The organism is Pseudomonas sp. 34 E 7 (assembly GCF_900005715.1).
In the GTDB taxonomy this organism is placed as follows: Bacteria; Pseudomonadota; Gammaproteobacteria; order Pseudomonadales; family Pseudomonadaceae; genus Aquipseudomonas; species Aquipseudomonas orientalis_A.
Genome location: NZ_CVTX01000160.1, coordinates 45,474 through 68,425, shown reverse-complemented (window position 1 = coordinate 68,425; position 22,952 = coordinate 45,474). Strand labels below are relative to the sequence as shown.

General features: G+C 61.1%; 22 protein-coding genes. 15 read left to right on the top strand and 7 right to left on the bottom strand.

Annotation, left to right across the window (positions count from 1 at the left end; genetic code table 11):
• The first annotated feature begins 245 nt into the window (after nt 1-245).
• From BFP96_RS21300 to gcvH, 4 genes are all read left to right on the top strand, one after another.
• Nucleotides 246-1,250 carry an extracellular solute-binding protein gene (locus tag BFP96_RS21300; protein ID WP_065936958.1) on the top strand — a complete coding sequence of 335 codons (1,005 nt, stop codon included), beginning with the start codon at nt 246-248 and terminating at the stop codon, nt 1,248-1,250.
• 187 nt (nt 1,251-1,437) lie between these two features.
• The gene (locus BFP96_RS21295; protein WP_065936957.1) at nt 1,438-3,054 is read left to right on the top strand and encodes an ABC transporter permease; all 1,617 of its coding nucleotides are present in this window, start codon (nt 1,438-1,440) and stop codon (nt 3,052-3,054) included.
• Nucleotides 3,055-3,210: 156 nt separating this feature from the next.
• On the top strand, nt 3,211-4,293 hold the full coding sequence (gene gcvT, locus BFP96_RS21290; RefSeq protein WP_065897672.1) for a glycine cleavage system aminomethyltransferase GcvT: 1,083 nt from the start codon (nt 3,211-3,213) through the stop codon (nt 4,291-4,293).
• 53 nt (nt 4,294-4,346) lie between these two features.
• Nucleotides 4,347-4,730 carry a glycine cleavage system protein GcvH gene (gcvH, locus tag BFP96_RS21285; RefSeq protein ID WP_065887030.1) on the top strand — a complete coding sequence of 128 codons (384 nt, stop codon included), beginning with the start codon at nt 4,347-4,349 and terminating at the stop codon, nt 4,728-4,730.
• A gap of 156 nt (nt 4,731-4,886) precedes the next feature.
• On the opposite strand, the gene BFP96_RS21280 is transcribed toward gcvH, so the two are convergent.
• The 6 genes from BFP96_RS21280 to BFP96_RS21255 form a co-directional block, all read right to left on the bottom strand.
• Nucleotides 4,887-6,029, bottom strand: a complete 1,143-nt coding sequence (locus BFP96_RS21280; RefSeq protein ID WP_065887031.1) for a DegT/DnrJ/EryC1/StrS family aminotransferase — start codon at nt 6,027-6,029, stop codon at nt 4,887-4,889.
• 157 nt (nt 6,030-6,186) lie between these two features.
• Nucleotides 6,187-6,501, bottom strand: coding sequence for a DUF2388 domain-containing protein (locus BFP96_RS21275; protein WP_057723397.1), 315 nt, complete (start codon nt 6,499-6,501; stop codon nt 6,187-6,189).
• 68 nt (nt 6,502-6,569) lie between these two features.
• Nucleotides 6,570-7,016 carry an NfeD family protein gene (locus BFP96_RS21270; RefSeq protein WP_065887032.1) on the bottom strand — a complete coding sequence of 149 codons (447 nt, stop codon included), beginning with the start codon at nt 7,014-7,016 and terminating at the stop codon, nt 6,570-6,572.
• A gap of 10 nt (nt 7,017-7,026) precedes the next feature.
• On the bottom strand, nt 7,027-7,947 hold the full coding sequence (locus BFP96_RS21265; RefSeq protein WP_065893891.1) for an SPFH domain-containing protein: 921 nt from the start codon (nt 7,945-7,947) through the stop codon (nt 7,027-7,029).
• A 77-nt stretch (nt 7,948-8,024) separates the two neighbouring features.
• A complete protein-coding gene (locus BFP96_RS21260; protein ID WP_065936956.1) occupies nt 8,025-9,707 on the bottom strand; it encodes a GspE/PulE family protein in 1,683 nt (560 codons plus the stop codon).
• A gap of 32 nt (nt 9,708-9,739) precedes the next feature.
• Nucleotides 9,740-10,123: a hypothetical protein gene (locus BFP96_RS21255; protein ID WP_065893889.1), complete on the bottom strand. Its 384-nt coding sequence runs from the start codon at nt 10,121-10,123 to the stop codon at nt 9,740-9,742.
• A gap of 127 nt (nt 10,124-10,250) precedes the next feature.
• Here BFP96_RS21255 and BFP96_RS21250 point away from each other — a divergent pair, with 127 nt between their 5' ends.
• Nucleotides 10,251-10,721 (top strand): Lrp/AsnC family transcriptional regulator, encoded by a 471-nt coding sequence (locus BFP96_RS21250; protein ID WP_043046970.1) that lies wholly within the window; start codon nt 10,251-10,253, stop codon nt 10,719-10,721.
• An 84-nt stretch (nt 10,722-10,805) separates the two neighbouring features.
• Here BFP96_RS21250 and BFP96_RS21245 read toward each other — a convergent pair whose 3' ends face one another.
• Complete coding sequence (locus BFP96_RS21245) at nt 10,806-12,173, bottom strand: CYTH domain-containing protein (protein WP_065887036.1); 1,368 nt, start codon at nt 12,171-12,173, stop codon at nt 10,806-10,808.
• A 157-nt stretch (nt 12,174-12,330) separates the two neighbouring features.
• Here BFP96_RS21245 and argE point away from each other — a divergent pair, with 157 nt between their 5' ends.
• The 10 genes from argE (at nt 12,331) to BFP96_RS21195 (ending at nt 22,745) form a co-directional block, all read left to right on the top strand.
• Nucleotides 12,331-13,479: an acetylornithine deacetylase gene (gene argE, locus BFP96_RS21240; protein WP_065936955.1), complete on the top strand. Its 1,149-nt coding sequence runs from the start codon at nt 12,331-12,333 to the stop codon at nt 13,477-13,479.
• A 135-nt stretch (nt 13,480-13,614) separates the two neighbouring features.
• Nucleotides 13,615-14,913 carry an amino-acid N-acetyltransferase gene (argA, locus tag BFP96_RS21235; RefSeq protein WP_065893887.1) on the top strand — a complete coding sequence of 433 codons (1,299 nt, stop codon included), beginning with the start codon at nt 13,615-13,617 and terminating at the stop codon, nt 14,911-14,913.
• A 585-nt stretch (nt 14,914-15,498) separates the two neighbouring features.
• The gene (locus BFP96_RS21230) at nt 15,499-16,842 is read left to right on the top strand and encodes an OprD family porin (protein WP_065887039.1); all 1,344 of its coding nucleotides are present in this window, start codon (nt 15,499-15,501) and stop codon (nt 16,840-16,842) included.
• A gap of 272 nt (nt 16,843-17,114) precedes the next feature.
• Complete coding sequence (locus tag BFP96_RS21225; RefSeq protein ID WP_065936954.1) at nt 17,115-17,753, top strand: peroxiredoxin; 639 nt, start codon at nt 17,115-17,117, stop codon at nt 17,751-17,753.
• A 324-nt stretch (nt 17,754-18,077) separates the two neighbouring features.
• A complete protein-coding gene (gene ssuE, locus BFP96_RS21220) occupies nt 18,078-18,671 on the top strand; it encodes an NADPH-dependent FMN reductase (protein ID WP_057723407.1) in 594 nt (197 codons plus the stop codon).
• A 96-nt stretch (nt 18,672-18,767) separates the two neighbouring features.
• Complete coding sequence (locus tag BFP96_RS21215; protein WP_065887041.1) at nt 18,768-19,736, top strand: sulfonate ABC transporter substrate-binding protein; 969 nt, start codon at nt 18,768-18,770, stop codon at nt 19,734-19,736.
• Between the two features lie 25 nt (nt 19,737-19,761).
• The gene (gene ssuD, locus BFP96_RS21210) at nt 19,762-20,910 is read left to right on the top strand and encodes an FMNH2-dependent alkanesulfonate monooxygenase (protein ID WP_065887042.1); all 1,149 of its coding nucleotides are present in this window, start codon (nt 19,762-19,764) and stop codon (nt 20,908-20,910) included.
• Between the two features lie 8 nt (nt 20,911-20,918).
• Nucleotides 20,919-21,707: an aliphatic sulfonate ABC transporter permease SsuC gene (gene ssuC / locus BFP96_RS21205; RefSeq protein ID WP_065893886.1), complete on the top strand. Its 789-nt coding sequence runs from the start codon at nt 20,919-20,921 to the stop codon at nt 21,705-21,707.
• The gene (gene ssuB / locus BFP96_RS21200; RefSeq protein ID WP_065887044.1) at nt 21,704-22,510 is read left to right on the top strand and encodes an aliphatic sulfonates ABC transporter ATP-binding protein; all 807 of its coding nucleotides are present in this window, start codon (nt 21,704-21,706) and stop codon (nt 22,508-22,510) included. The genes ssuC and ssuB overlap by 4 nt, the downstream gene beginning before the upstream one ends.
• Before the next feature lie 19 nt (nt 22,511-22,529).
• Nucleotides 22,530-22,745: a TOBE domain-containing protein gene (locus BFP96_RS21195; RefSeq protein WP_003176783.1), complete on the top strand. Its 216-nt coding sequence runs from the start codon at nt 22,530-22,532 to the stop codon at nt 22,743-22,745.
• Nucleotides 22,746-22,952 lie beyond the last annotated feature (207 nt).

Sequence of the window (22,952 nt, the reverse complement as noted above, 5' to 3'; positions counted from 1 at the left end):
AGCCTGCGTTCGGCCAGCGTGGTTTAACGGGGCGCCTAGGATCAAAAGCCAGATCAAGAGCGACTCGCTTCGCATCGTGGTTACGGTTGGGCGCAGCTGGGTTGTGTAGATACCTATGCCCCGATGAGGCCGCCAGCCCTCACACATACCTCAAACCGTGCAACATCTGGTAACGCCTCCATCAAGCGTTACCAAATGTGAGTCCTTATCATTTGCGCACTTTTTGCAAATGAGAGACCGCACCCATGTTGGCATCCAAGCGCCTCCTGACTGCCCTGGCACTCACCCTGATCGGCAGCGCCACCGCGCAGGCCGCCGACGAAGTGGTGGTCTACTCCTCGCGCATCGACGAACTGATCAAGCCGGTGTTCGACGCCTATACCCGCAAGACCGGCGTACAGGTGAAGTTCATCACCGACAAGGAAGCCCCGCTGATGCAGCGCATCAAGGCCGAGGGCGAAAATGCCACCGCTGACCTGCTGCTCACCGTCGACGCCGGCAACCTCTGGCAGGCCGAGCAGATGGGCATCCTGCAGCCGTTCACCTCCGAGGTGATCGACAAGAATATTCCGCTGCAATACCGCTCCTCGGCCCATGCGTGGACCGGGTTGAGCCTGCGCGCGCGCACCATCGCCTATTCCACCGACCGGGTAAAACCGGGCGAACTGACCACCTACGAAGCCCTGGCCGACAAACAGTGGGAAGGCCGCCTGTGCCTGCGCACGGCCAAAAAGGTCTATAACCAGTCCCTGACCGCCACGCTGATCGAGACCCACGGCGCGGCCAAGACCGAAGAAATCGTCAAAGGCTGGGTGAATAACCTGTCCACCGACGTGTTCTCCGACGATATCGCCGTGCTGGAGGCGATCAACGCCGGGCAATGCGACGTGGGTATCGTCAACACTTACTACTACGGTCGCCTGCACAAGCAGAAGCCGGACCTGGCGGTGAAGCTGTTCTGGCCGAACCAGGGCGACCGTGGCGTGCATGTGAACCTGTCGGGCATTGGCTTGACCAAACACGCGCCACACCCGGCAGCGGCCAAGGCCCTGGTGGAATGGATGACCACGCCCGAGGCGCAGAAGATCTTCGCCGACGTGAACCAGGAGTTCCCGGCCAACCCGGCGGTACCGCCGTCGGCCGAAGTGGCGACCTGGGGCAAATTCGTGGCCGATACCTTGCCGGTGGAAGTGGCGGGCAAGCGTCAGGCCGAGGCCATCCGCTTGATGGACCGCGCCGGTTGGAACTGAGTTTCTAAATCGTTAAAGCTTTTTGTAGGAGCGAGCTTGCTCGCGAAAAACTCACAGGCACCGCGTTCATTCAGGAAGCGCGCGTTATCGTTGACGTTTTTCGCGAGCAAGCTCGCTCCTACAGACGGCCACCTCCCGCACTGTTTTATGTCTGCTGTCAGACAGTCCATTCCCAGGGAATTTGCTCTTGGCCCACCCCGCCCAACGCCGCTGGTACCTGCCGGTCTTCACCGTCGCCGCCCTGGTGCTGCTGCCGCTGAGCGTGCTGTTGCTGTCCTGGCAAAGCATCGATCTACAAATCTGGTCCCACCTGTGGGACACCCAGATGCCTCGCTTACTGGGCAACACCTTGACCCTGGTACTCGGCGTCGGCGTTGGCGTGACCTTGCTGGGGGTGAGCCTGGCCTGGCTGACCAGCCTTTGCGAGTTCCCGGGGCGGCGCTGGCTGGATTGGGCGTTGATGCTGCCCTTTGCGATTCCGGCCTATGTGCTGGCCTTCGTGTTTGTAGGACTGCTGGACTTTGCAGGCCCGGTGCAGACCCTGCTGCGCGAAGGGTTCGGCGCCGGGCTGCGCCTGCCCCGCGTGCGCTCCACCAGCGGCGTGATCATCGTCTTGGTGCTGGTGTTCTACCCCTATGTCTATCTGCTGGCGCGTTCGGCATTCCTGGCCCAGGGCAAGGGCTTGATGGAAGCGGCACGGGTGCTGGGCCAGTCGCCGTGGCAGGCGTTCTGGCGCGTGGCGCTGCCCATGGCGCGGCCGGCGATTGGTGCCGGTGTCGCCTTGGCCCTGATGGAAACTCTGGCGGATTTTGGTGCGGTCTCGGTGTTCAATTTCGACACATTCACCACCGCCATCTATAAAACCTGGTACGGCTTTTTCAGCCTGTCCAGCGCCGCCCAACTGGCCAGCCTGTTGTTGCTGGTGGTGATGCTGGTGCTGTATGGCGAACGGCGCGCGCGGGGAGCGAGCCGACCCGGCAACGAGCGCCCGCGCAGCAAGGCGCTGTATCACCTGCGTGGGTTCAAGGCGGCCGCGGCCAGCGGTTGGTGTGGCCTGGTGTTCGCCTGCGCGTTTGTGATCCCGATGCTGCAACTGGTGGCCTGGTTCTGGCAGCGCGGCCGCTTCGATCTGGATGAGCGCTACACCGGCCTGATCGTGCATACGCTGTACCTGGGTGGGATAGCGGCGCTGGTGACTGTCAGCGTGGCGCTGATACTGGCGTTCGCCAACCGCCTGGCGCCGACGCGGGCGATCCGCTCCGGCATCAGCCTGGCGAATGTCGGTTATGCCTTGCCCGGGTCGGTGTTGGCGGTGTCGATCATGTTGGCCTTCAGCTATCTGGACCGCGAACTGGTGGTGCCGCTGTCGGGCTGGCTGGGCGGCGCGGGCAAGCCGTTGCTGCTGGGCAGCCTGTCGGCGCTGGTGCTGGCGTATCTGGTGCGATTCCTGGCGGTCGCCTACGGGCCTCTGGAAAACAGCCTGGCGCGTATTCGCCCGTCGTTGCCCGAGGCCGCACGCAGCCTGGGCGTGAGTGGGCCACAACTGTTTTGCAAGGTGTATCTGCCGCTGTTGCTGCCCGGCACCCTGAGCGCGGCGCTGCTGGTGTTTGTCGATGTGCTCAAGGAAATGCCCGCCACCTTGCTGATGCGCCCGTTTGGCTGGGACACCCTGGCGGTGCGCATCTTTGAAATGACCAGTGAAGGGGAATGGGCGCGGGCCTCGCTGCCGGCGTTGACCCTGGTGCTGGTCGGGTTGCTGCCGGTCATCGGGTTGATCCGACGCTCCGCACGACAAATCGGCTAGGTGCCAGTCCTACAGCTTGCGGCTACAATGCGCGGCATTCGGTGTGCTCCGTCTTTCGGATCGACCTGCTGTATGTGGCTGCGGGCCTTGTCGTTCAAGGTGTTCGGCGCAAGTGGCAGCTCTGCGCACCTTCGCCAAGCCCGGAAGGAGAAACCCATGGGACAGCGTACGCCTCTGTATGACCTGCATCTCGCCCTCGGCGCGAAAATGGTCGATTTTGGCGGTTGGGATATGCCTTTGCATTACGGCTCGCAAGTTGAGGAGCACCATCAGGTGCGGCGCGACTGCGGGGTGTTCGATGTATCTCATATGACCGTGATCGATGTCACCGGCCCCCAGGCCAAGGAATGGCTCCAGCACCTGCTGGCCAATGATGTCGATCGATTGCACGGCTGCGGCCGCGCGTTGTACAGCGCCATGCTCAACGAGCAGGGCGGGGTGGTGGACGACATGATCGTCTACCGTACCGAAACCGGTTACCGACTGGTGGTCAACGCCGCCACCCGTGACCAGGACATGGCCTGGATGCAGGCGCAGCTGGGCAGCTATCAGGTGCAGTTGCAGGAGCGCTCCGAGCTGGCCATGCTCGCCATTCAAGGTCCCCACGCGCGGCAGAAGATCGCCGAACTGGTGACCCAGTCCCGTGGCACCCTGATCCATCAGCTCAAACCTTTCGAAGGCCAGGCCGACGGCGACTGGTTTATCGCCCGCACCGGTTACACCGGCGAAGACGGCCTGGAAATTGTCCTGCCTGCGGACCAGGCGCCGGGTTTTTTCAACGACCTGGTGGGCGCCGGCATTTCCCCCATCGGCCTCGGCGCGCGCGATACCTTGCGCCTGGAGGCCGGCATGAACCTGTATGGCCAGGATATCCACCAGCAGGTGTCGCCCCTGGCGGCCAATATGGCCTGGAGCATCGCCTGGGAACCGGCAGGACGCAATTTTATCGGCCGCGCCGCGCTGGAAGCGGAAAAAGCGGCCGGTGTGCAGTTCAAATTGGTCGGGCTGGTCCTGGAAGAACGTGGGGTTCTGCGTGCTCACCAGGTGGTTCGTATCGCCAATGTTGGCGAAGGGGAGATCACCAGTGGTAGTTTCTCTCCTACGCTTAGCAAATCCATTGCCCTGGCGCGTGTACCGACAGCGACTGCCGACCGGGCCGAAGTGGAAATCCGCGGCAAGTGGTACCCGGTTCGAGTGGTCAAGCCGACCTTCGTCCGCCATGGCAAAACCTTGATCTAACTATTTTCCGGCAGGCCACCGGCCGCTGACATTTCTTCTTGAGGACACAGACTATGAGCAATATCCCTGCCGACCTGCGTTTTGCCGAAAGTCATGAGTGGGCCCGTCTGGAAGCCGACGGCAGCGTGACCGTCGGGATCTCCGACCATGCCCAGGAAGCGCTGGGCGATGTGGTGTTTGTTGAGCTGGCCGAGGTGGGTGCCACATTTGAAGCCCAAGGGCAGGCGGGTGTGGTTGAGTCGGTGAAGGCGGCTTCGGACATCTATGCCCCGGTTGCAGGCGAGGTGATTGCGGTCAACGAAGAGTTGAGCGGCAGTCCTGAGCTGTTGAACTCCGACCCTTACGGCGCCTGGATCTTCAAGCTCAAGCCAAGCAACGCAGCTGATCTGGAGAAACTGCTGGACGCTGCCGGCTACAAAGCCGCTATCGGCGAGTAACACAGAACCCAATGTGGGAGGGGGCTTGCCCTAATGCTGGTCAGTTAGCGCAGATCCCCTGTGGGAGGGGGCTTGCCCCCGATGGCGGAGTGTCAGTCTCCTCATCAGTGGCTGACCCACCTCAATCGGGGGCAAGCCCCCTCCCACATTAAGTGATCAGCCTGCTTTCAATACCGTTTTGACCGCCGCAACAGCCCGCTCCACATCCGCCTCCGTCATCGCCGTGAACATCGGCAACGACACGATCAATCGCCCAACACGCTCCGCCACCGGGAACATCCCTTCCTTGAAGCCCTGTGCCCGATACAGGCTCAGCAGGTGGATGGGCGGGTAGTGATAGCCAATGCCGACGCCAAGGGCCTGCATCTGCTCCATAAACGTAGCGCGGGCGGGCAGACCATCCTGACGCTCCGGCAATACCAGTTGGAACAGGTGCCAGTTGCTGTTTTCGAAGTCCGCCGGCGGCAGTTGCGCGCCGTACTGTTGTTCAAAATCACTGCCGAAGCATTCGAAGTAGTGGCGTGCCAGGTTCTGGCGATGGGCGGTGATCTTCTCGATGTGGGCAAATTGCCCGAGGCCGATGGCAGCGGCGATATCGGTCATGTTGAACTTGCCGCCCAGCACGTCCACATCCAGGCCGTCGAAACCGCTGCGGGTCACGCCTTGCAGGCGGTATTTCTCGGCCAGGCGGGCTTCTTCGGCGTTGTTCAGCACCAGGCAGCCGCCTTCGGATGAAGTGATGTTCTTGTTCGCCTGGAAGCTGAACGACACGAAGTCGCCGGTAGCGCCGATGCGTTCGCCGTCCCAACTGGACCCGAGCGCCTGGGCGGCATCCTCGACGATGCGCAGCTTGTACTTGTTGGCCAGCGCATAGAGCATCGGCATATCCAGGGGCAAACCGGCCAGGTAGACCGGGATGATTGCCTTGGTGCGTGGAGTGATCGCCGCTTCAACCTGAGCCAGATCGATGTTGCGGGTGACCGGGTCGATATCGGCAAAGACCGGAGTGGCGCCCACCTCGAGGATGACGTTGGCCGTGGCGACCCAGGAGATCGGCGTCGTGATGACTTCATCCCCAGGCCCGATACCGGCGATGCGCAAGGCAATTTCCATGGTGCAGGTGCCGGAGTTGAAGGTGCGCACCGGACGACCGCCAAAGTATTCCGACAACTGCGCTTCGAATGCCTGCACCTTCGGCCCACTGGTGATCCAGCCGGAACGCAGGACATCGCCGACCGCCGAGATCGTGGCTTCGTCAATGGTAGGTTTGGAGAACGGCAGGAAAGGCTGTTGGCTCATGACGAAGAAGGCATCCGGTAGGCGATGAGTGATGGACGTGTGAGTCCTGCATGGTTGCACGGCTCGACTGAATATAGCCTGTCGCCCGTGAACGATTCGTCATGTTGCAGGCAAAAAAATGCCGCTTGAAAAAGCGGCATTCTTTACGCTGTAGTCGTTACTCGGTAACAGCGTTCTTCGCGAGGATGGCGTTGGCCAGTTCCATGTCCGTGGCCTGCAGGCCAGGGTTGTCGGCGCGCACTTTCTGCATGGCCGCCTCCAGATACGGGCCGCGGATGCCGCCGTCGCTGGCGACGAAGCTGCCGGCGTCGTCCTGGGCGGCGACGACCATTTTGTGGTCCTTGAAGGTCAGGTAGGTCGAGCCGGTGGTGGCGCCCGACGAGATGACATTACGCCAGAAGCTGTCGGCCATGGCTGAGCCGACAGGGAGGGAGAGCACAGCGAGGGTTGCGACAGCATATTTAAGACGCATGATGGGTGACTCCGGTGGGTTATCTGTACGTTTTGATTGTAGTTAACCTTATCCAGTTCCATCACTGACTAAACAGTTTCAACCTTTAAAACCACGCCATCCTGCCCAATTACCCGGACTTGAGCGCCTACAGGGGCATCGGTACCGGTGACCATCCATACGCCATCGCCGACCTTGACCTTGCCCCTGCCGTCCACTATCGCCTGATGCACCACGAACGTGCGCCCGACCAGCTCTGAGCCGCGCTCGTTCAAGCCGGGCTGGTCGCTGGCCTTGGCGCTGCTGCGTTGGCGTCTCCACCAGTACACGGCCGTCAATATCGACAACAGGGCGAACAGCAGCAGTTGCCACTCCAGCCCAAGGGGCGGGACGATAAACTTGATCACGCCCACGGCCGCTGCGGCGATACCCATCCACAACAGGTAGCCTCCGGCACCGAACACCTCGAGAATCAACAACACGGTGCCCAGCGCCAACCAGTCCCAGAACGAAAGATGCTGCAGGAAATCCCACATGGTGGCGACCTCAGCCTTTCTTGTTGTCGAAGGTGGCTTTGACGATCTCGCCGATACCGCCCACGGCACCAATCACCTGGCTGGCTTCCAGCGGCATCAGGATAACCTTGCTGTTGTTGGCCGATGCCAGCTTGCCCAGGGCATCGATGTATTTCTGCGCGACGAAGTAGTTCACCGCCTGCACGTTGCCGGAGGCGATCGCTTGCGATACCACCTGGGTCGCGCGGGCTTCAGCCTCGGCCTGACGTTCACGGGCTTCGGATTCGAGGAAGGCGGCCTGGCGGCTACCCTCTGCCTCGAGGATCTGCGCCTGTTTCTTGCCCTCGGCTGTAAGGATCGCCGAGGCTCGCAGGCCTTCGGCTTCAAGGATCTGCGCACGCTTGATCCGTTCGGCTTTCATTTGCCCGGACATGGCCGCCATGAGGTCGGCGGGCGGGCTGATGTCCTTGATTTCGATACGGGTGATCTTGATGCCCCACGGCGCCGTGGCTTCGTCGACGGTGCGCAGCAGCTTTTCGTTGATACCGTCGCGCTGGCTGAGCATGGCATCCAGCTCCATGGAACCGAGCACCGTACGGATATTGGTTTGCAGCAGGTTGCGAATGGCATGTTCGAGGTTGTTCACCTCATACGCGGCCTGGGCAGTGTTGACCACCTGGAAGAAGCACACGGCGTCAATCTGCACGGTGGCGTTGTCGGCGGTAATCACTTCCTGGGGCGGGATATCCAGCACGCTTTCCATCACGTTGATCTTGCGGCCGATGCGGTCCATGACCGGGATGATGATGTTCAGGCCGGGCTTGAGGGTGTTGGTATAGCGGCCGAAACGTTCGACGGTCCACTGGTAGCCCTGGGGCACCACCTTGAAACCCATGAACAGGATGGCAATGGCCAATCCCACGAAAAGAAGCAGTACGGTTCCGATCTGCATTGCGATTCCCTATCTGATGATGTCAGTGACACGACGTTCGGTCGATTGTAACGGTGTCGTCACGGATAAGGACGGTTTCATTGCCCAATGCTCAAAGGATTTGTTTCTGAATCCCCAGGGGTAACCCTGAGGACCTCCGCCAGCGTCGTCAGCCCCGCCTTCATCTTTTGCATGCCGGCCATCCGCAGGCTGTGCATGCCTTGCCCGAGTGCGGCATGGCGCAAGGCCTGAACGTCAGCGCCGGGGGTGATCAGCGCCTTGAGGGTTTCATCCAGAACCATGATCTCGTAAAGCCCGGCCCTGCCCCGATAGCCACTGTCGCGGCACTCTCCACACCCGACCGCTGCGTAGACGTTGGCCACGGCGCGTTTGCAATGGGGGCACAGCACACGCACCAGGCGCTGTGCCATGACGCCTATCAGCGTCGCCTTGATCAAATAATGAGCGATGCCCAACTCCTGCAAGCGGCTGATGGCGCTCGGCGCATCGTTGGTGTGCAGCGTTGACAGCACCAGATGCCCGGTCAGCGCTGCCTGGATCGCCATCTCGGCGGTCTCCTGGTCGCGAATCTCGCCGATCATGATGATGTCCGGGTCCTGGCGCAGCAACGCGCGGATACCGCTGGCGAAGGTCAGGTCGATGTTGTGCTGCACCTGCATCTGGTTGAATGCCGGCTCGACCATTTCGATGGGGTCCTCCACCGTGCACAGGTTGACCTCCCGGGTCGCCAGTTGCCTGAGGGTGCTGTAGAGCGTGCTGGTCTTGCCCGAGCCGGTGGGGCCGGTGACCAGAATGATGCCGTTGGCCTGTCGGGTCATGATCTGCCAGCGCTGCTGATCGTCGGCGGACAGCCCCAGTTGATCGAAATCCTTGAGCAGCACCTGGGGATCAAAAATGCGCATGACCAGCTTTTCGCCGAAGGCGGTGGGCAAGGTCGACAGGCGCAGTTCCACTTCAACGCCCGCCGTTTTCATGTTGATGCGCCCATCCTGGGGCTTGCGCTTCTCCGCCACATTCATACGCCCAAGGCTTTTCAGCCGGCTGACGACAGCGGTGGTGACCTGGGGCGGAAATTGGTAGACGTCATGCAACAGCCCGTCAATGCGAAAGCGCACACGCCCCTGTTCGCGGCAGGGCTCGATATGGATATCGCTGGCCCGTTGATCAAAGGCGTACTGCAACAGCCAGTCGACGATATTGACGATATGCGCGTCATCGGCATGCGGCTCGCTATCGCCGGCGCCCAGGCTGAGCCGTTCGACAGTACCGGGGGGCGCCATTTGCTGGTCGGCACCGCTGACCGATTTGGCCAGACGGTAAAATTCATTGATACAGCGCTGGAGGGTTTGAGGGTTGGCCACCACGCGTTTGATCGAGCGTTTGAGTACCTGGGACAGCCCGGCCTCCCAGCCGCTGACATGGGGCTGAGCGCTGGCAACCGTCACGCTGCGCGCATCCACGGCCACTGCAAGGATGGTGTGACGCTGGGCGAAGGCGTGGGACATCAGCGGCACCACCGTCGCCACGTCGATCTTCAACGGGTCGATGCGCAGATAAGGCTGATCGACGTGCCGGGCCAGCCACTGCGTCAGTGTTTCCAGGCACGTTCCTTGTGCGGCGATCAATTCCAGGGGGTGCCGGGCGCTGGCGGGAGCGGACGATAATTGCCGCGCCGTCTCTGGCGTAATCAGTTGCTGCTCGATCAATGCAGGCAGCAACTGTTGCAGTTCCAGAGGGCGATCTTGCAGGACGGGAGACATGGAGGTTCCTGGCGTCGGGGTGTAATCCCAGGCTAGCCAGCTTCTGAACATTCTCCCTGGGCGTGTATTGCAGGCTTTTGCCGAGAGGCTGCCACCACGGCGTGAGGCCGCGCGCTACCTGCCGGCCACAGCTCGACGGAACACACGCTGATCAGGTTTCGAAACTTTTCACCGATCACCTGGGCGCGATGCCAGCTCAGGCCTTCCATCACGATGTCGATATGCAGCAGGTCGTCTTGCCTGTTCACGATCACCTGGCTGGGCGTGAGAAATTGCAGCGCGAAGTAATTGAGTACCCGGCACAGCACGTCCGGTTCCGCCTCTGCGGCAATCCGATAATGGGCCTCGCACTGAAGGCTATCGACAGCCCACGCATCGGCGCGGGTGACAGGGTGGACGGTTTCGACGGCGTGCATGCTGACTCTCCAGATTCGACTGGAGAAATTTTTACATTCGCCTTGGGAGATTTCTTATCTAAGATGCGCATGAATCGCACAAAATTGAATCAGATAATTCAAGATAAGCGCCATAGAAGGTATTTTTATGCACAGCGAGTTGGACGTGTATGACCGCCGTATTCTGGCCCTGCTGCAAGAGGACGCCTCACTCTCCAGCGCGCAGATTGCCGAACAGGTCGGCCTGTCCCAGTCGCCCTGCTGGCGGCGCATCCAGCGGTTGAAGGAAGAGGGCGTGATTCGCGGCCAGGTGACGCTGCTGGACCGCAAGAAAATCGGCCTAAACACGCAGATCTTCGCCGAGGTCAAACTCAACGCCCACGGTCGATCCAACTTCACCGAGTTCACCGAGGCGATTCGTGGCTTTCCGGAAGTGCTGGAGTGTTACGTGCTGATGGGGGCGGTGGATTTTTTATTGCGCATTGTTGCGTCGGACATCGAGGCGTACGAGCGGTTTTTCTTTGACAAGTTGTCGATGGTGCCGGGGATTCAGGAGGTCAATTCGATTGTGGCTTTGTCGGAGATCAAGTCCACCACCAGTCTGCCAGTATTGCGCTGACAGAGGCGGCCTCATCGGGGGCAAGCCCCCTCCCACAGGGGAACGCAATCCAATGTGGGAGGGGGCTTGCCTCCGATGGCGATATTACAGGCGCAGCAAGGTCTTCCAGGCCCGATTCTGATACACCGCAATCGCCTGGTGCATCCGTGCATCCAGCGACTCATCGGTAATCGGCTGGTTGGCCAGGTGCGCCAGCTTGTTCAGCTCGCCGTACAAGCGGTCCAGTTCCGGGATGTCCACCACGTGGCGCGCATGGTGCAGCCAGGCCTGGATGCGTTCGATGCGCGGCAATTGCTCGGCCAGGTCTTCGGGCTGCTGCTGGTAACGCGGCAGTTGCAGGGCAACGGCGTCATCGGCCAACAGGCGCGGTAGCCAGTTGGTGATCTGCGCGGCGCCCTGACGGTTGCCACGCACGTTGCGCGCTTCGGTCCAGGTGCGGGCCAGCAGCCAGCGCGAGGTGTTCAGGGAGAACAGGCCCCAGCGCACATCCTGCAATTCTTCAACGAACTGCTCCGGTGCGGCTTTGCGAATGTCTTCGTCGTCATCACCGGCCTGGACCAGCGGGCGCCAGTCTTCCAGCAACGCATCGAGGGCACTGCGCAGCTCACTGGTGGATTGACGCGGCGCGGCCTGGCCGAGGCTGCCGATCAGGGCGCGCAATTCGCCGAGGTTCTCGACCCAATCCTGCAGCAGACGCCAGTGGCCATTGAAGCGATATTGCTCGGCCAGGCGCTGGCTGCTGCCCAGCAGGTGCCACATGATTGCGGCGAAGGCATCGTCCAACGGCATTTCGGCGTGAATCTGCGGTGCCGGCAGGCTCAGGGAATAGCTGCTGGCGTCGTACAGGCGATAGCCACGTTCGGCCTTGCTGATGTCACACGGCATCAGCGCCAGGGTCGCTGCCAATTCTGCGGCCAGCTCCAGCAACGCTGCGGGCTCGCCTTCGCGCAGTTCCAGTTCCAGCTCGCAGATTTCTTCCTTCTGCTTGCCGACGACCACATGGCCCAGGTCCAGGGCGGCTTCGATCACCACCTTGGCCTTGCCGCGACCCCAGGCGATTTCGGCGCGTTCACGCACGAAGTCGGTGGTAAAGATCGGCTTGAGGGTCTTTTTGTCCAGCTCGGCCAGTTGCTCGGGCCAGCACTCGCCGTCGAGCTTCTTCACGTCGAGCTTGGCTTTGGGCAGGTCCCAGTTGTATTCGTTACGTTCCGACAAGCCGGCAACACTTTGGCCGCGGGTCTTGAGGGTCTGGATGATGTCGTCACCGTCCTTGCGCAGGCGCAGGGCCACCTTGGCCTGGGCCAGGTCGCGTTCGGGGGTGTCGAAGTACTGATTCATCAACTCACGGCGTTCCCAGCCACTTTTGTTGCGTTTTTTCAGTAGCGGGTGCTCACGCAGCGCGGCGAGTGTTTCGCGGCTGACGCGGAGCTTGATTTCGGTTTCTTTCTGCATGGCCGGAAAATCCAGGATCGGGAGCGCAGCCGGGGAAAAGTGTGGCTGCCAAGGTCGTGCAGTGTACAGGACTGAGCCCGGCAACGTGCCGCAACGGTTTATTGTGTCGTGCAGATGGCTCTATAGTGGGGCTCATCCGGGAAGTTGGAGACCGCGCATGCCGTTACCGTCCATGAAAGAGCAGTTTGCCTCGTTGATTGCCGCGCCGTCGGTCAGTTGCACTCAAGCGTCGCTGGACCAGACCAACCGCCCGGTGATCGATCTGCTCGCCACCTGGCTGGGCGACCTGGGCTTTGCCATCGACATCCAGCACGTCAGCCCCGGCAAATTCAACCTGCTGGCCAGCTTTGGCAGCGGCCCCGGCGGCCTGGTGCTGGCCGGTCACAGCGACACGGTGCCCTACGACGCGGCATTGTGGAAAACCGATCCGCTCAAGCTGACGGAAGTCGACGGCCGCTGGGTAGGACTGGGCAGTTGCGACATGAAGGGCTTCTTTGCCCTGGTCATCGAAGCCGTGTTGCCGCTGCTCGATCAACCGTTCAAGCAACCGCTGCTGATCCTCGCCACGTGCGATGAGGAAAGCTCCATGTCCGGCGCTCGGGCATTGGCCGAAGCCGGACGCCCGCTGGGCCGCGCAGCGGTGATCGGCGAGCCGACCGGGCTCAAGCCGATCCGCCTGCACAAAGGCGTGATGATGGAGCGCATCGACATTCTTGGCCAAAGCGGCCATTCATCGGACCCGAGCCTGGGCCACAGCGCCCTGGAAGCCATGCACGACGCCATCGGCGAACTGCGCGGCCTGCGCCTGGCCTGGCAACGCGAATACCGCAACCCGCAGTTCAGCGTGCCGCAGCCGACCATGAACTTTGGCTGTATCCATGGCGGCGACAACCCCAACCGCATCTGCGGCCAATGCTCCCTGGAATTCGACCTGCGGCCGTTGCCGGGCATGGACCCGCAGGTCCTGCGCGACGCCATCCGGCAGAAGCTGCAACCCCTGGCCGAGCGTCATCAGGTCAAGATCGACTACGCGCCGCTGTTCCCCGAAGTGCCGCCGTTCGAACAGCCGGAAGATGCCGAACTGGTGCGGGTCGCAGAGCGTTTGACCGGTCATCGCGCCGAAGCGGTGGCGTTCGGCACCGAAGCGCCTTATCTTCAGCGCCTTGGTTGCGAAACCCTGGTGCTTGGCCCTGGCGATATCGCCTGTGCGCACCAGCCGGGCGAATACCTCGAAATGTCACGCTTGACGCCTACAGTGCGTCTATTGCGGGAACTGATCGAACATTACTGCCTGAAACCCGCATAAATTAACCCCTGCCTGTTCGTACATAGAAGGAGAGTGAGCGTGTCGCCAAGCCTGTTCCGACGATAACCATCAGCCCGCTGTGCGCTTTCACGATTGATCCCTTTTTGGCTGCTTTTTATTACAGGCCCAGGTGTTATGCCCGACTACGTTAATTGGCTTCGTCACGCTTCGCCCTACATCAACGCTCACCGCGACTGCACCTTTGTGGTCATGCTGCCCGGCGATGGTGTGGAACACCCGAATTTCGGCAATATCGTCCACGACCTGGTGCTGTTGCACAGCCTGGGTGTGCGACTGGTGCTGGTCCACGGCTCGCGTCCGCAAATCGAAGCCCGCCTTGAAGCGCGCGGCCTGGTTCCGGCTTATCACGACGGCTTGCGCATTACCGATGCGGCAACCCTGGAGTGCGTGATCGACGCGGTGGGGCACCTGCGTATCGCCATCGAAGCGCGTCTGTCCATGGACATGGCCTCATCGCCCATGCAGGGCTCGCGCCTGCGGGTGGCCAGCGGCAACCTGGTGACGGCGCGGCCAATCGGTGTGCTCGAAGGCGTGGACTATCACCACACCGGCGAAGTGCGCCGGGTCGACCGCAAAGGCATCGGCCGCCTGCTGGACGAGCGCTCCATCGTGCTGCTGTCGCCGTTGGGTTATTCGCCCACCGGTGAAATCTTCAACCTGGCCTGCGAAGACGTCGCCACCCGCGCCGCCATCGACCTGGGTGCCGACAAATTGCTGCTGTTCGGCGCCGATCTCGGTCTTATCGATGAAAACGGCCGCCTGGTGCGCGAGCTGCGGCCGCAGCAAGTGCCGGCCCACCTGCAACGTCTGGGCAGCAACTACCAGGCCGAGCTGCTCGATGCCGCCGCCGAGGCCTGCCGTGGCGGAGTAGGGCGCAGCCATATTGTCAGCTATGTCGAAGACGGCGCCCTGCTCACCGAACTGTTCACCCGCGATGGCGGCGGTACGCTGGTCGCCCAGGAGCAATTCGAACTGGTGCGCGAAGCGGCGATCGAGGACGTCGGCGGTTTGCTCGACCTGATCAGCCCGCTGGAAGAGCAGGGCATCCTGGTGCGTCGCTCGCGCGAAGTGCTGGAGCGCGAGATCGAGCAGTTCAGCGTGGTCGAGCGCGAAGGGATGATCATTGCTTGCGCGGCGTTGTATCAGATCGCGGATTCGGATGCGGGTGAATTGGCGTGCCTGGCGGTGAATCCGGAATACCGCCATGGCGCGCGCGGCGATGTGTTGCTTGAGCGCATCCAGACCCGTGCCCGGGCCCAGGGCCTGAAGACCTTGTTCGTCCTCACCACCCGCACCGCCCACTGGTTCCGTGAGCGCGGCTTCGTGCCGAGCAGCGTAGACCGCCTGCCGTCGGCGCGGGCATCGCTGTACAACTATCAGCGTAACTCGAAGATCTTCGAGAAGGCTTTGTAAACCCGGCCTGGCAGCCAATACCTATCCAAATGTGGGAGGGGGCTTGCCCCCTCCCACATTGGACCGCGTTTATCCCCAATGCCTGATGCCCCTTCAGAAGCGTTGACTTGTGCCGATAGCGTGTTCGTAGAGGCCGTCAGCCGTTGACATCAAAAGAAACTAATACCGATACAAAAACTGTAACAAATTGACGGAATGATGTGCCTTTGGCCATGATGGCGTCGCCTTTTTGATCATCAGTGACGTATGCAATGGAACGTCAACACTAATCGATCTAAAAAAGCATTAAAAAATACCCTTTAGGAATTAGCTTGTGGACGGGGTCGTCTATCCTGACCAGCCTGTTTCACGAATTCGCTTATTCCTGGATCGTATGAAAAAGAATGAAATAATTCTTTTTGGGTGTATGAAAAACTCATTACCCTGCAGGGACCAAATCAACTGCTATTAGACGAAGGTAGTAGACACACAAGGTTACGATTGACTTGGTGGTCACTATCCGGCGCTAATCGCGCATCTGTTGGATCAAGGGCGTCAGACCCGAGACCAAAGAAATACAAAAATTAGAAATGAGAGGAGCGGTACATGAAGAAGTCCACCTTGGCTGTGGCTGTAGCGTTGGGCGCAATCGCCCAGCAAGCAGGCGCTGCCGGTTTCATCGAAGACAGCAAGGCCACACTGGGTCTGCGTAACTTCTATATCAACACCGATAACCGCGAAGGCACGGCTAACCCGAGCAAGAACGAAGAATGGGGCCAAGGCTTCGATCTGCGTTTCATCTCCGGTTATACCCAAGGCACCGTTGGCTTCGGTCTTGACGCTATCGGCCTGTTGGGTGTTCGCCTGGATTCCGGCGGCGGCACCAACGGCGCGACTGCCACGTCCTACGGCGGCACCATCTTCCCGAGCAAGTCCAATGGCGAAGCCGTTGATAACTACTCGAGCCTGGGCCTGACTGCCAAAGCCAAGATTTCCCAGACTGAATTGAAGCTGGGTACCTTGCAGCCCAAGCTGCCGGTTATCGTGACCAACGATGGTCGTCTGCTGCCGCAGACCTTCCAGGGTGGCCAGATCACCTCCAGCGACATCAAGGACCTGACCCTGGTCGCCGGCCAGATCGAAAAAGCCAAGGGCCGTAACTCCAGCAACAACGAGAGCCTGTCCATCTCCGGCGCCAACAGCCGTGGCGTGAACTGGCGTTCGAGCAACAAGTTCTACTACGCCGGTGGCGACTACAAGATCACCAAGGATCTGACCGCCCAGTACTACTACGGCAACCTGGAAGATTTCTACAAGCAGCACTTCCTGGGCCTGACGCACAACTGGGCCATCGGTCCGGGCGTGTTGAAGTCTGACCTGCGTTACTTCAACAGCTCCGACGACGGTAACAACGGCAACCAGTCCGCCTACTTCTCCACAGGCAACTACGGTGGCGTCAACTCCGGTCGCGGCAAAGTCGACAACAACCTGTACAGCGGCCTGTTCCTGTACTCCGTTGCCGGTCACACCTTCGGTGGTGGTTACCAGGTCAGCAACGGCAGCAGCGACTTCCCTTGGCTGAACCAGGGTGACGGCTCGTCGGCCTACATCACGACCGACATGCAGATCCAGAAGTTCGCCCGTGCCGGCGAGCGTACCTGGCAAGCTCGCTACTCCTATGACTTCGCCAAAGTCGGCGTACCTGGCCTGACCGCCGGTGTGGTTTACCTCAAAGGCGACCATATCGACACCGTTGCCAGCAACCGTACCGAGTTCACCGGCCAGTCCGAGTGGGAACGTGACATCACTGTTGCCTACGTCGTGCCGGAAGGTCCGCTGAAAAACGTCGGCGTGGCATGGAAGAATGCTATGTGGCGCAGCGATATCGCCAACGCGCGTAACCAGGACGAAAACCGCTTGATCGTCAGCTACTCGATCCCGCTGTTGTAAGACTGTAAAACCTTGCCCGGCGCAATGCCGGGCAAGGTGTCTTGCTTTTCAAGTCGGGCTCAACCCCCGCAAGCCCTTCCTGAACCCTCTTTGTACAGCGTCTCAAGGCCTTCTCGAACCTTGAAGAAGATGGTGCTCTTCAGTGCTGATCACGTCCAATGAACAGATCTTTAATATTCCTTTATCGTCTAGATAAATCGATATTTATTCTTTTTAAAATCCCCCCTATGCATGCACAGTGGGCTCCATAAGCACTCATCAGGAGCCACACCATGAGCCTAAGACTGGGCGATATCGCCCCCGACTTCGAACAGGATTCCAGCGCCGGCAAGATTCGTTTCCACGAATGGCTGGGCGATAGCTGGGGTGTGCTGTTTTCCCACCCGGCGGACTTTACGCCGGTGTGCACCACCGAGCTGGGCTTTACCGCCAAGCTCAAGGATGAGTTCGCCCAGCGCGGCGTCAAGGCCATCGCGCTGTCGGTCGACCCGGTGGACTCGCACCACAAGTGGATCGAAGACATCAACGAAACCCAGGACACCGTCGTCAATTTTCCGATCCTGGCCGATGCCGACCGCAAGGTTTCCGATCTCTACGACCTGATCCACCCCAACGCCAGCGACACCCTCACCGTGCGCTCCCTGTTCGTGATTGACCCGAACAAGAAGATCCGCCTGACCATCACCTACCCGGCCAGCACCGGCCGTAATTTCCACGAAATCCTGCGGGTGATCGACTCGCTGCAGTTGACCGACAACCATAAGGTCGCCACACCGGCCAACTGGCAGGACGGCGATGACGTGGTGATCGTGCCATCGCTCAAGAACGAGGAAGAGATCAAGAAACGCTTTCCCAAGGGCTACCGTGCAGTGAAGCCATACCTGCGCCTGACGCCACAACCCAACCGTTAACACAGCTCAAACCTGGAAACAGGACCAGTGTGGGAGGGGGCTTGCCCCCGATAGCGGTGGATCAGGTAAAAATTTGGTCACTGACACACCGTAATCGGGGGCAAGCCCCCTCCCACATGTTGATCGCATTTCAAGCAGGGGTATTCAGGCCATTTCGATGGCCTTTTTTTTCGCGCGGCGATCTGTTTCCCGTATATGTTTTTATGGAATAAACAAATGAATAAATAAGATTTAAAGATATATAAATCTGCTGCTAAGGTCTGTTCCACCTTGGCGTCATCGCTGCACAGCGAACCGCCGACACTTGCGTAAGGAATTCCCTACATGCTGGTCGTAACACTTGGAGGCAGTCCCAGTCAGCGTTCCCGCTCCGGGGTTTTGCTGGAGAAAACCCGTCAATGGCTGCAGGACCAGGGCGTGGAAGTGGTGAGTTACCAGATCCGTGACTTCCCGGCCGAAGACCTGCTGCATGCGCGGTTCGACAGCCCCAAGGTCATCGACCTGTTGCAGCAGGTGGCGAATGCCGATGGCCTGGTGATCGCCACGCCGGTGTACAAGGCCTCGTTCTCCGGTGCGCTGAAGACGGTACTCGACTTGCTGCCCGAGCGGGCCCTGGCCCACAAGGTGGTGTTGCCGATGGCCACCGGCGGCAGCATCGCGCACATGCTGGCGGTGGATTACGCCCTCAAGCCGGTGTTGTCGGCGCTGAAGGCGCAGGAATTGCTCCACGGGATTTTTGCCGAAGACAGCCAGATCGCCTACGGCGAAGGCAGTGCCCAGGCGCAGTTGGTGCCGGTGCTTGAACAGCGTCTGCAGGAAGCCCTGGAGCAGTTTTACAGCGCCATGGCCCGCCGCCCGAAACCGCTGGACCCGCATGTACTGAATGAACGCTTGTTGAGTGCTCGCTGGAGCATTTGAGCCTTACCCCGACATCTGGAAACACTCACCTTACTCAGCCGCCAACGGCCAAGCAGGTGCAGCCACTACCCCATTCGCATATTTGGAGAGAGCGCCATGCGCACTGTCATTTTGCGTCGCGGTCTGGTCGCACTGTTTGCTGCGGCTGTGTCCTTCGGCGCCATCGTTCAAGCCCACGCCGCAGACACCCTGCGGATCGGTTATCAGAAGTACGGCACGCTGGTGCTGCTCAAGGCCAAGGGCTCGCTGGAAAAGCGCCTGGCTGCTCAGGGCGTGCAGGTGCAATGGACCGAGTTCCCCGGTGGCCCGCAACTGCTTGAGGGCCTGAATGTCGGCTCCATCGACTTTGGCGTCACCGGCGAAACCCCACCGGTGTTCGCCCAGGCCGCCGGTGCGGATCTGCTTTACGTGGCCTATGAGCCACCGGCGCCGACCAGTGAAGCGATCCTGGTGCCCAAAGACTCTACGATCAAGTCGGTGGCTGAGCTCAAGGGCAAAACCGTCGTCCTGAACAAAGGCTCCAACGTGCATTACCTGCTGGTGCGTGCCCTGCAAGACGCCGGCCTCAACTACACCGACGTGAAAACCGTGTTCCTGCCGCCCGCCGATGCCCGCGCCGCCTTCGAGCGCGGCAGCGTGGACGCCTGGGTGATCTGGGACCCGTACCAGGCCGCCGCCGAGAAACAGCTGCAAGCGCGCACCCTGCGCGACGGCACCGGTATTGCCGACAACCACCAGTTCTACCTGGCCACCAAGCCTTACGCCGAACAGCATCCCGAGGTGATCAAGGCGCTGGTGGAAGAAGTGCGCGCCGTGGGCGAATGGTCCAAGGCTAACCCGCAGCAAGTGACTGACCAGGTCGCGCCGCTGCTCGGCCTGCCGGCTGATATCACCCTGACCTCGGTGAAACGCCAGGGCTACGGCGCACTGTTCCTGACGCCGGAAGTGGTCGCGGCCCAGCAGAAAATCGCCGACACCTTCTACCAGCTCAAATTGATTCCCAAGCCCTTGAGCATCAAGGACGTGATCTGGACCCCACCCGCCGCTGTTGCCAAAGCGCCGTAATCCGACTTCTTCAGGAGACAACTCCATGAGCCTCAATATTTTCTGGTTCCTGCCTACCCACGGCGACGGTCATTACCTCGGCACCGCCGAAGGCGCTCGCGCCGTCGATCACGGTTACCTGCAACAAGTGGCACAGGCCGCCGACCGCCTGGGCTTCGGCGGGGTGTTGATCCCGACCGGGCGCTCCTGCGAAGACTCCTGGCTGGTGGCGGCCTCGCTGATCCCCGTGACCCAGCGTCTGAAATTTCTTGTCGCGCTGCGCCCCGGGATCATTTCCCCGACGGTAGCCGCACGTCAGGCCGCGACCCTGGATCGCCTCTCCGGTGGCCGCGCACTGTTCAACCTGGTCACCGGCGGTGACCCGGAGGAACTGGCCGGCGACGGCTTGTTCCTCAGTCACGAAGAGCGCTACCAGGCCTCTGTGGAATTCACCCGCATCTGGCGCCGCGTGCTTGAAGGCGAAACCGTGGATTACGACGGCGAGCACATCAGCGTCAAGGGCGCCAAATTGCTCTACCCGCCGGTCCAGCAGCCACGCCCGCCGCTGTATTTTGGCGGGTCGTCCGAGGCGGCCCAGGACCTGGCGGCCGAACAAGTTGAAATGGTGCTGACCTGGGGCGAACCACCGGCAGCGGTGGCGGAAAAGATCGCGCAGGTGCGGGCCAAGGCCGACAAGCTCGGGCGCACCCTGCGCTTCGGCATTCGCTTGCATGTGATCGTGCGTGAAACCAACGAGGAGGCCTGGAAAGCCGCCGATAAACTGATCTCCCACTTGGACGACGACACCATCGCCCGCGCCCAGGCGTCCCTGGCGCGCTTCGACTCGGTGGGCCAGCAGCGCATGGCGGCCTTGCATGGCGGCAGCCGCGACAACCTGGAAGTCAGCCCCAACCTGTGGGCCGGGGTCGGGCTGGTGCGCGGCGGCGCGGGCACGGCGCTGGTGGGCGATGGCCCAACGGTTGCGGCGCGGGTCAAGGAATACGCGGACCTGGGCATCGACACCTTTATCTTCTCCGGTTATCCGCACCTGGAAGAGTCGTATCGGGTCGCCGAGTTGCTGTTCCCGCACCTGGATATCGAACGTCCCGAACTGCCGAAAGGCGCCGGCTATGTCAGCCCGTTCGGCGAGATGGTGGCCAACGACATCCTTCCCAAAGCTGCATCACAGAGCTGAGGGGCGCCATGAACCTTGAGAAACTCAGCCATCGCGTGGCGCCCTGGGTGCTGCCCATTCTATTGCTGGCGGTGTGGCAGTTGTCGGTGACGGCAGGGTGGTTGTCCACGCGCATTCTGCCGGCGCCCAGTGCGGTCATCGAGGCTGGCGTCAACCTGGTCCGCAGCGGCGAAATCTGGACGCACCTGGCTATCAGCGGCTGGCGCGCGGGCCTGGGCTTTGTGATCGGTGGCAGCATCGGCCTGGCCCTGGGCTTTATCACCGGCCTGTCGAAGTGGGGCGAACGGTTGCTCGACAGCTCGGTGCAGATGATCCGCAACGTGCCGCACCTGGCGCTGATTCCATTGGTGATCCTGTGGTTCGGGATTGACGAGACCGCGAAGATTTTCCTGGTAGCGCTGGGCACATTGTTTCCGATCTACCTGAACACCTACCACGGCATCCGCAACGTCGACCCGGCGCTGGTGGAAATGTCGCGCAGCTACGGTTTGTCCGGCTTCAGCCTGTTCTGGCAAGTGATCCTGCCGGGCGCGTTGCCGTCGATCCTGGTGGGCGTGCGCTTTGCCCTGGGCTTCATGTGGTTGACGTTGATCGTGGCGGAAACCATCTCGGCCAGTTCCGGCATCGGTTACCTGGCGATGAATGCCCGCGAATTCCTGCAAACCGACGTGGTGGTGCTGGCGATCGTGATGTACGCGATCCTCGGCAAGCTGGCCGACCTGGCGGCGCGTGGCCTGGAACGGGTATGGCTGCGCTGGCACCCGGCGTATCAAGTGAACAAGGGAGGTGCGGCATGACGGCTCAACAACCCCCGCGCCTGCTCAAGGGTATCCCCCTGGCGGTGCGCAAGTTGCGCAAGTCCTTTGGCGCTCGCGAAGTGCTCAAGGACATCGATCTGCATATTCCTGCCGGCCAGTTCGTGGCCGTGGTCGGCCGCAGCGGTTGCGGCAAGAGTACCTTGCTGCGTCTGCTGGCGGGCCTGGACAACGCCAGTGGCGGCGAACTGCTGGCGGGCTCCGCGCCGCTGCACGAGGCGATCGAAGACACGCGGCTGATGTTCCAGGAAGCGCGCCTGCTACCTTGGAAAAAGATCATCGACAACGTCGGCCTGGGCCTCAAGGGCAATTGGCGTCCCAGGGCGTTGCAAGCGTTGGAGGCGGTGGGCCTGGCCGAGCGTGCCGATGAGTGGCCGGCGGCCTTGTCCGGTGGCCAGAAGCAGCGCGTCGCCCTGGCGCGCGCCTTGATTCACCAGCCGCGCCTGTTGCTGCTCGACGAACCGCTGGGCGCGCTGGATGCCCTGACCCGGATCGAGATGCAGCAACTGATCGAAAACCTCTGGCAAAAGCACGGCTTTACCGTGCTGCTGGTCACCCATGACGTCAGCGAAGCCGTGGCGATTGCCGACCGGGTGATCCTGATCGAAGACGGCGAAATCGGCCTCGACCTGAGCATCGACCTGCCACGCCCACGCGCCCGTGGCTCACATCGCCTGGCCGCGCTGGAGGCCGAAGTGCTCAACCGCGTGCTGTCGCTGCCCGGCTCACCGCCGGAACCCGAACCTGTTTCACCGCTGCCGACGCAATTGCGTTGGGCTCAATAACCTGTACAGGAAAACCATCATGACTATTAAAGCCATCAACGTGCGTAACCAATTCAAAGGCACCATCAAGGAAATCGTGGTGGGCGACGTGTTGTCGGAGATCGACGTGCAGACGGCCTCGGGCATTGTCACGTCTGTAATCACCACGCGCTCGGTGAAAGAGCTGGAGCTGGTGATTGGCAGCGAGGTGATTGCCTTTGTGAAATCGACTGAGGTGTCGATTGCCAAGCTGTGACTGCTTCAGACCGCTATCGGGGGCAAGTCGAATCGTCGCACCGCCCCTCCCACACTTTGAATGTATTCACAGATCTAAATGTGGGAGGGGGCTTGCCCCCGATGGCGGCCTCAGGGCCGACCAGGATGTTGGATCAGACCGAGTACATATCCGTTTCTGCGGTAACGGCTGCTAATGGTTCCGCTTTTACAGCGGCTCACTTTTGAA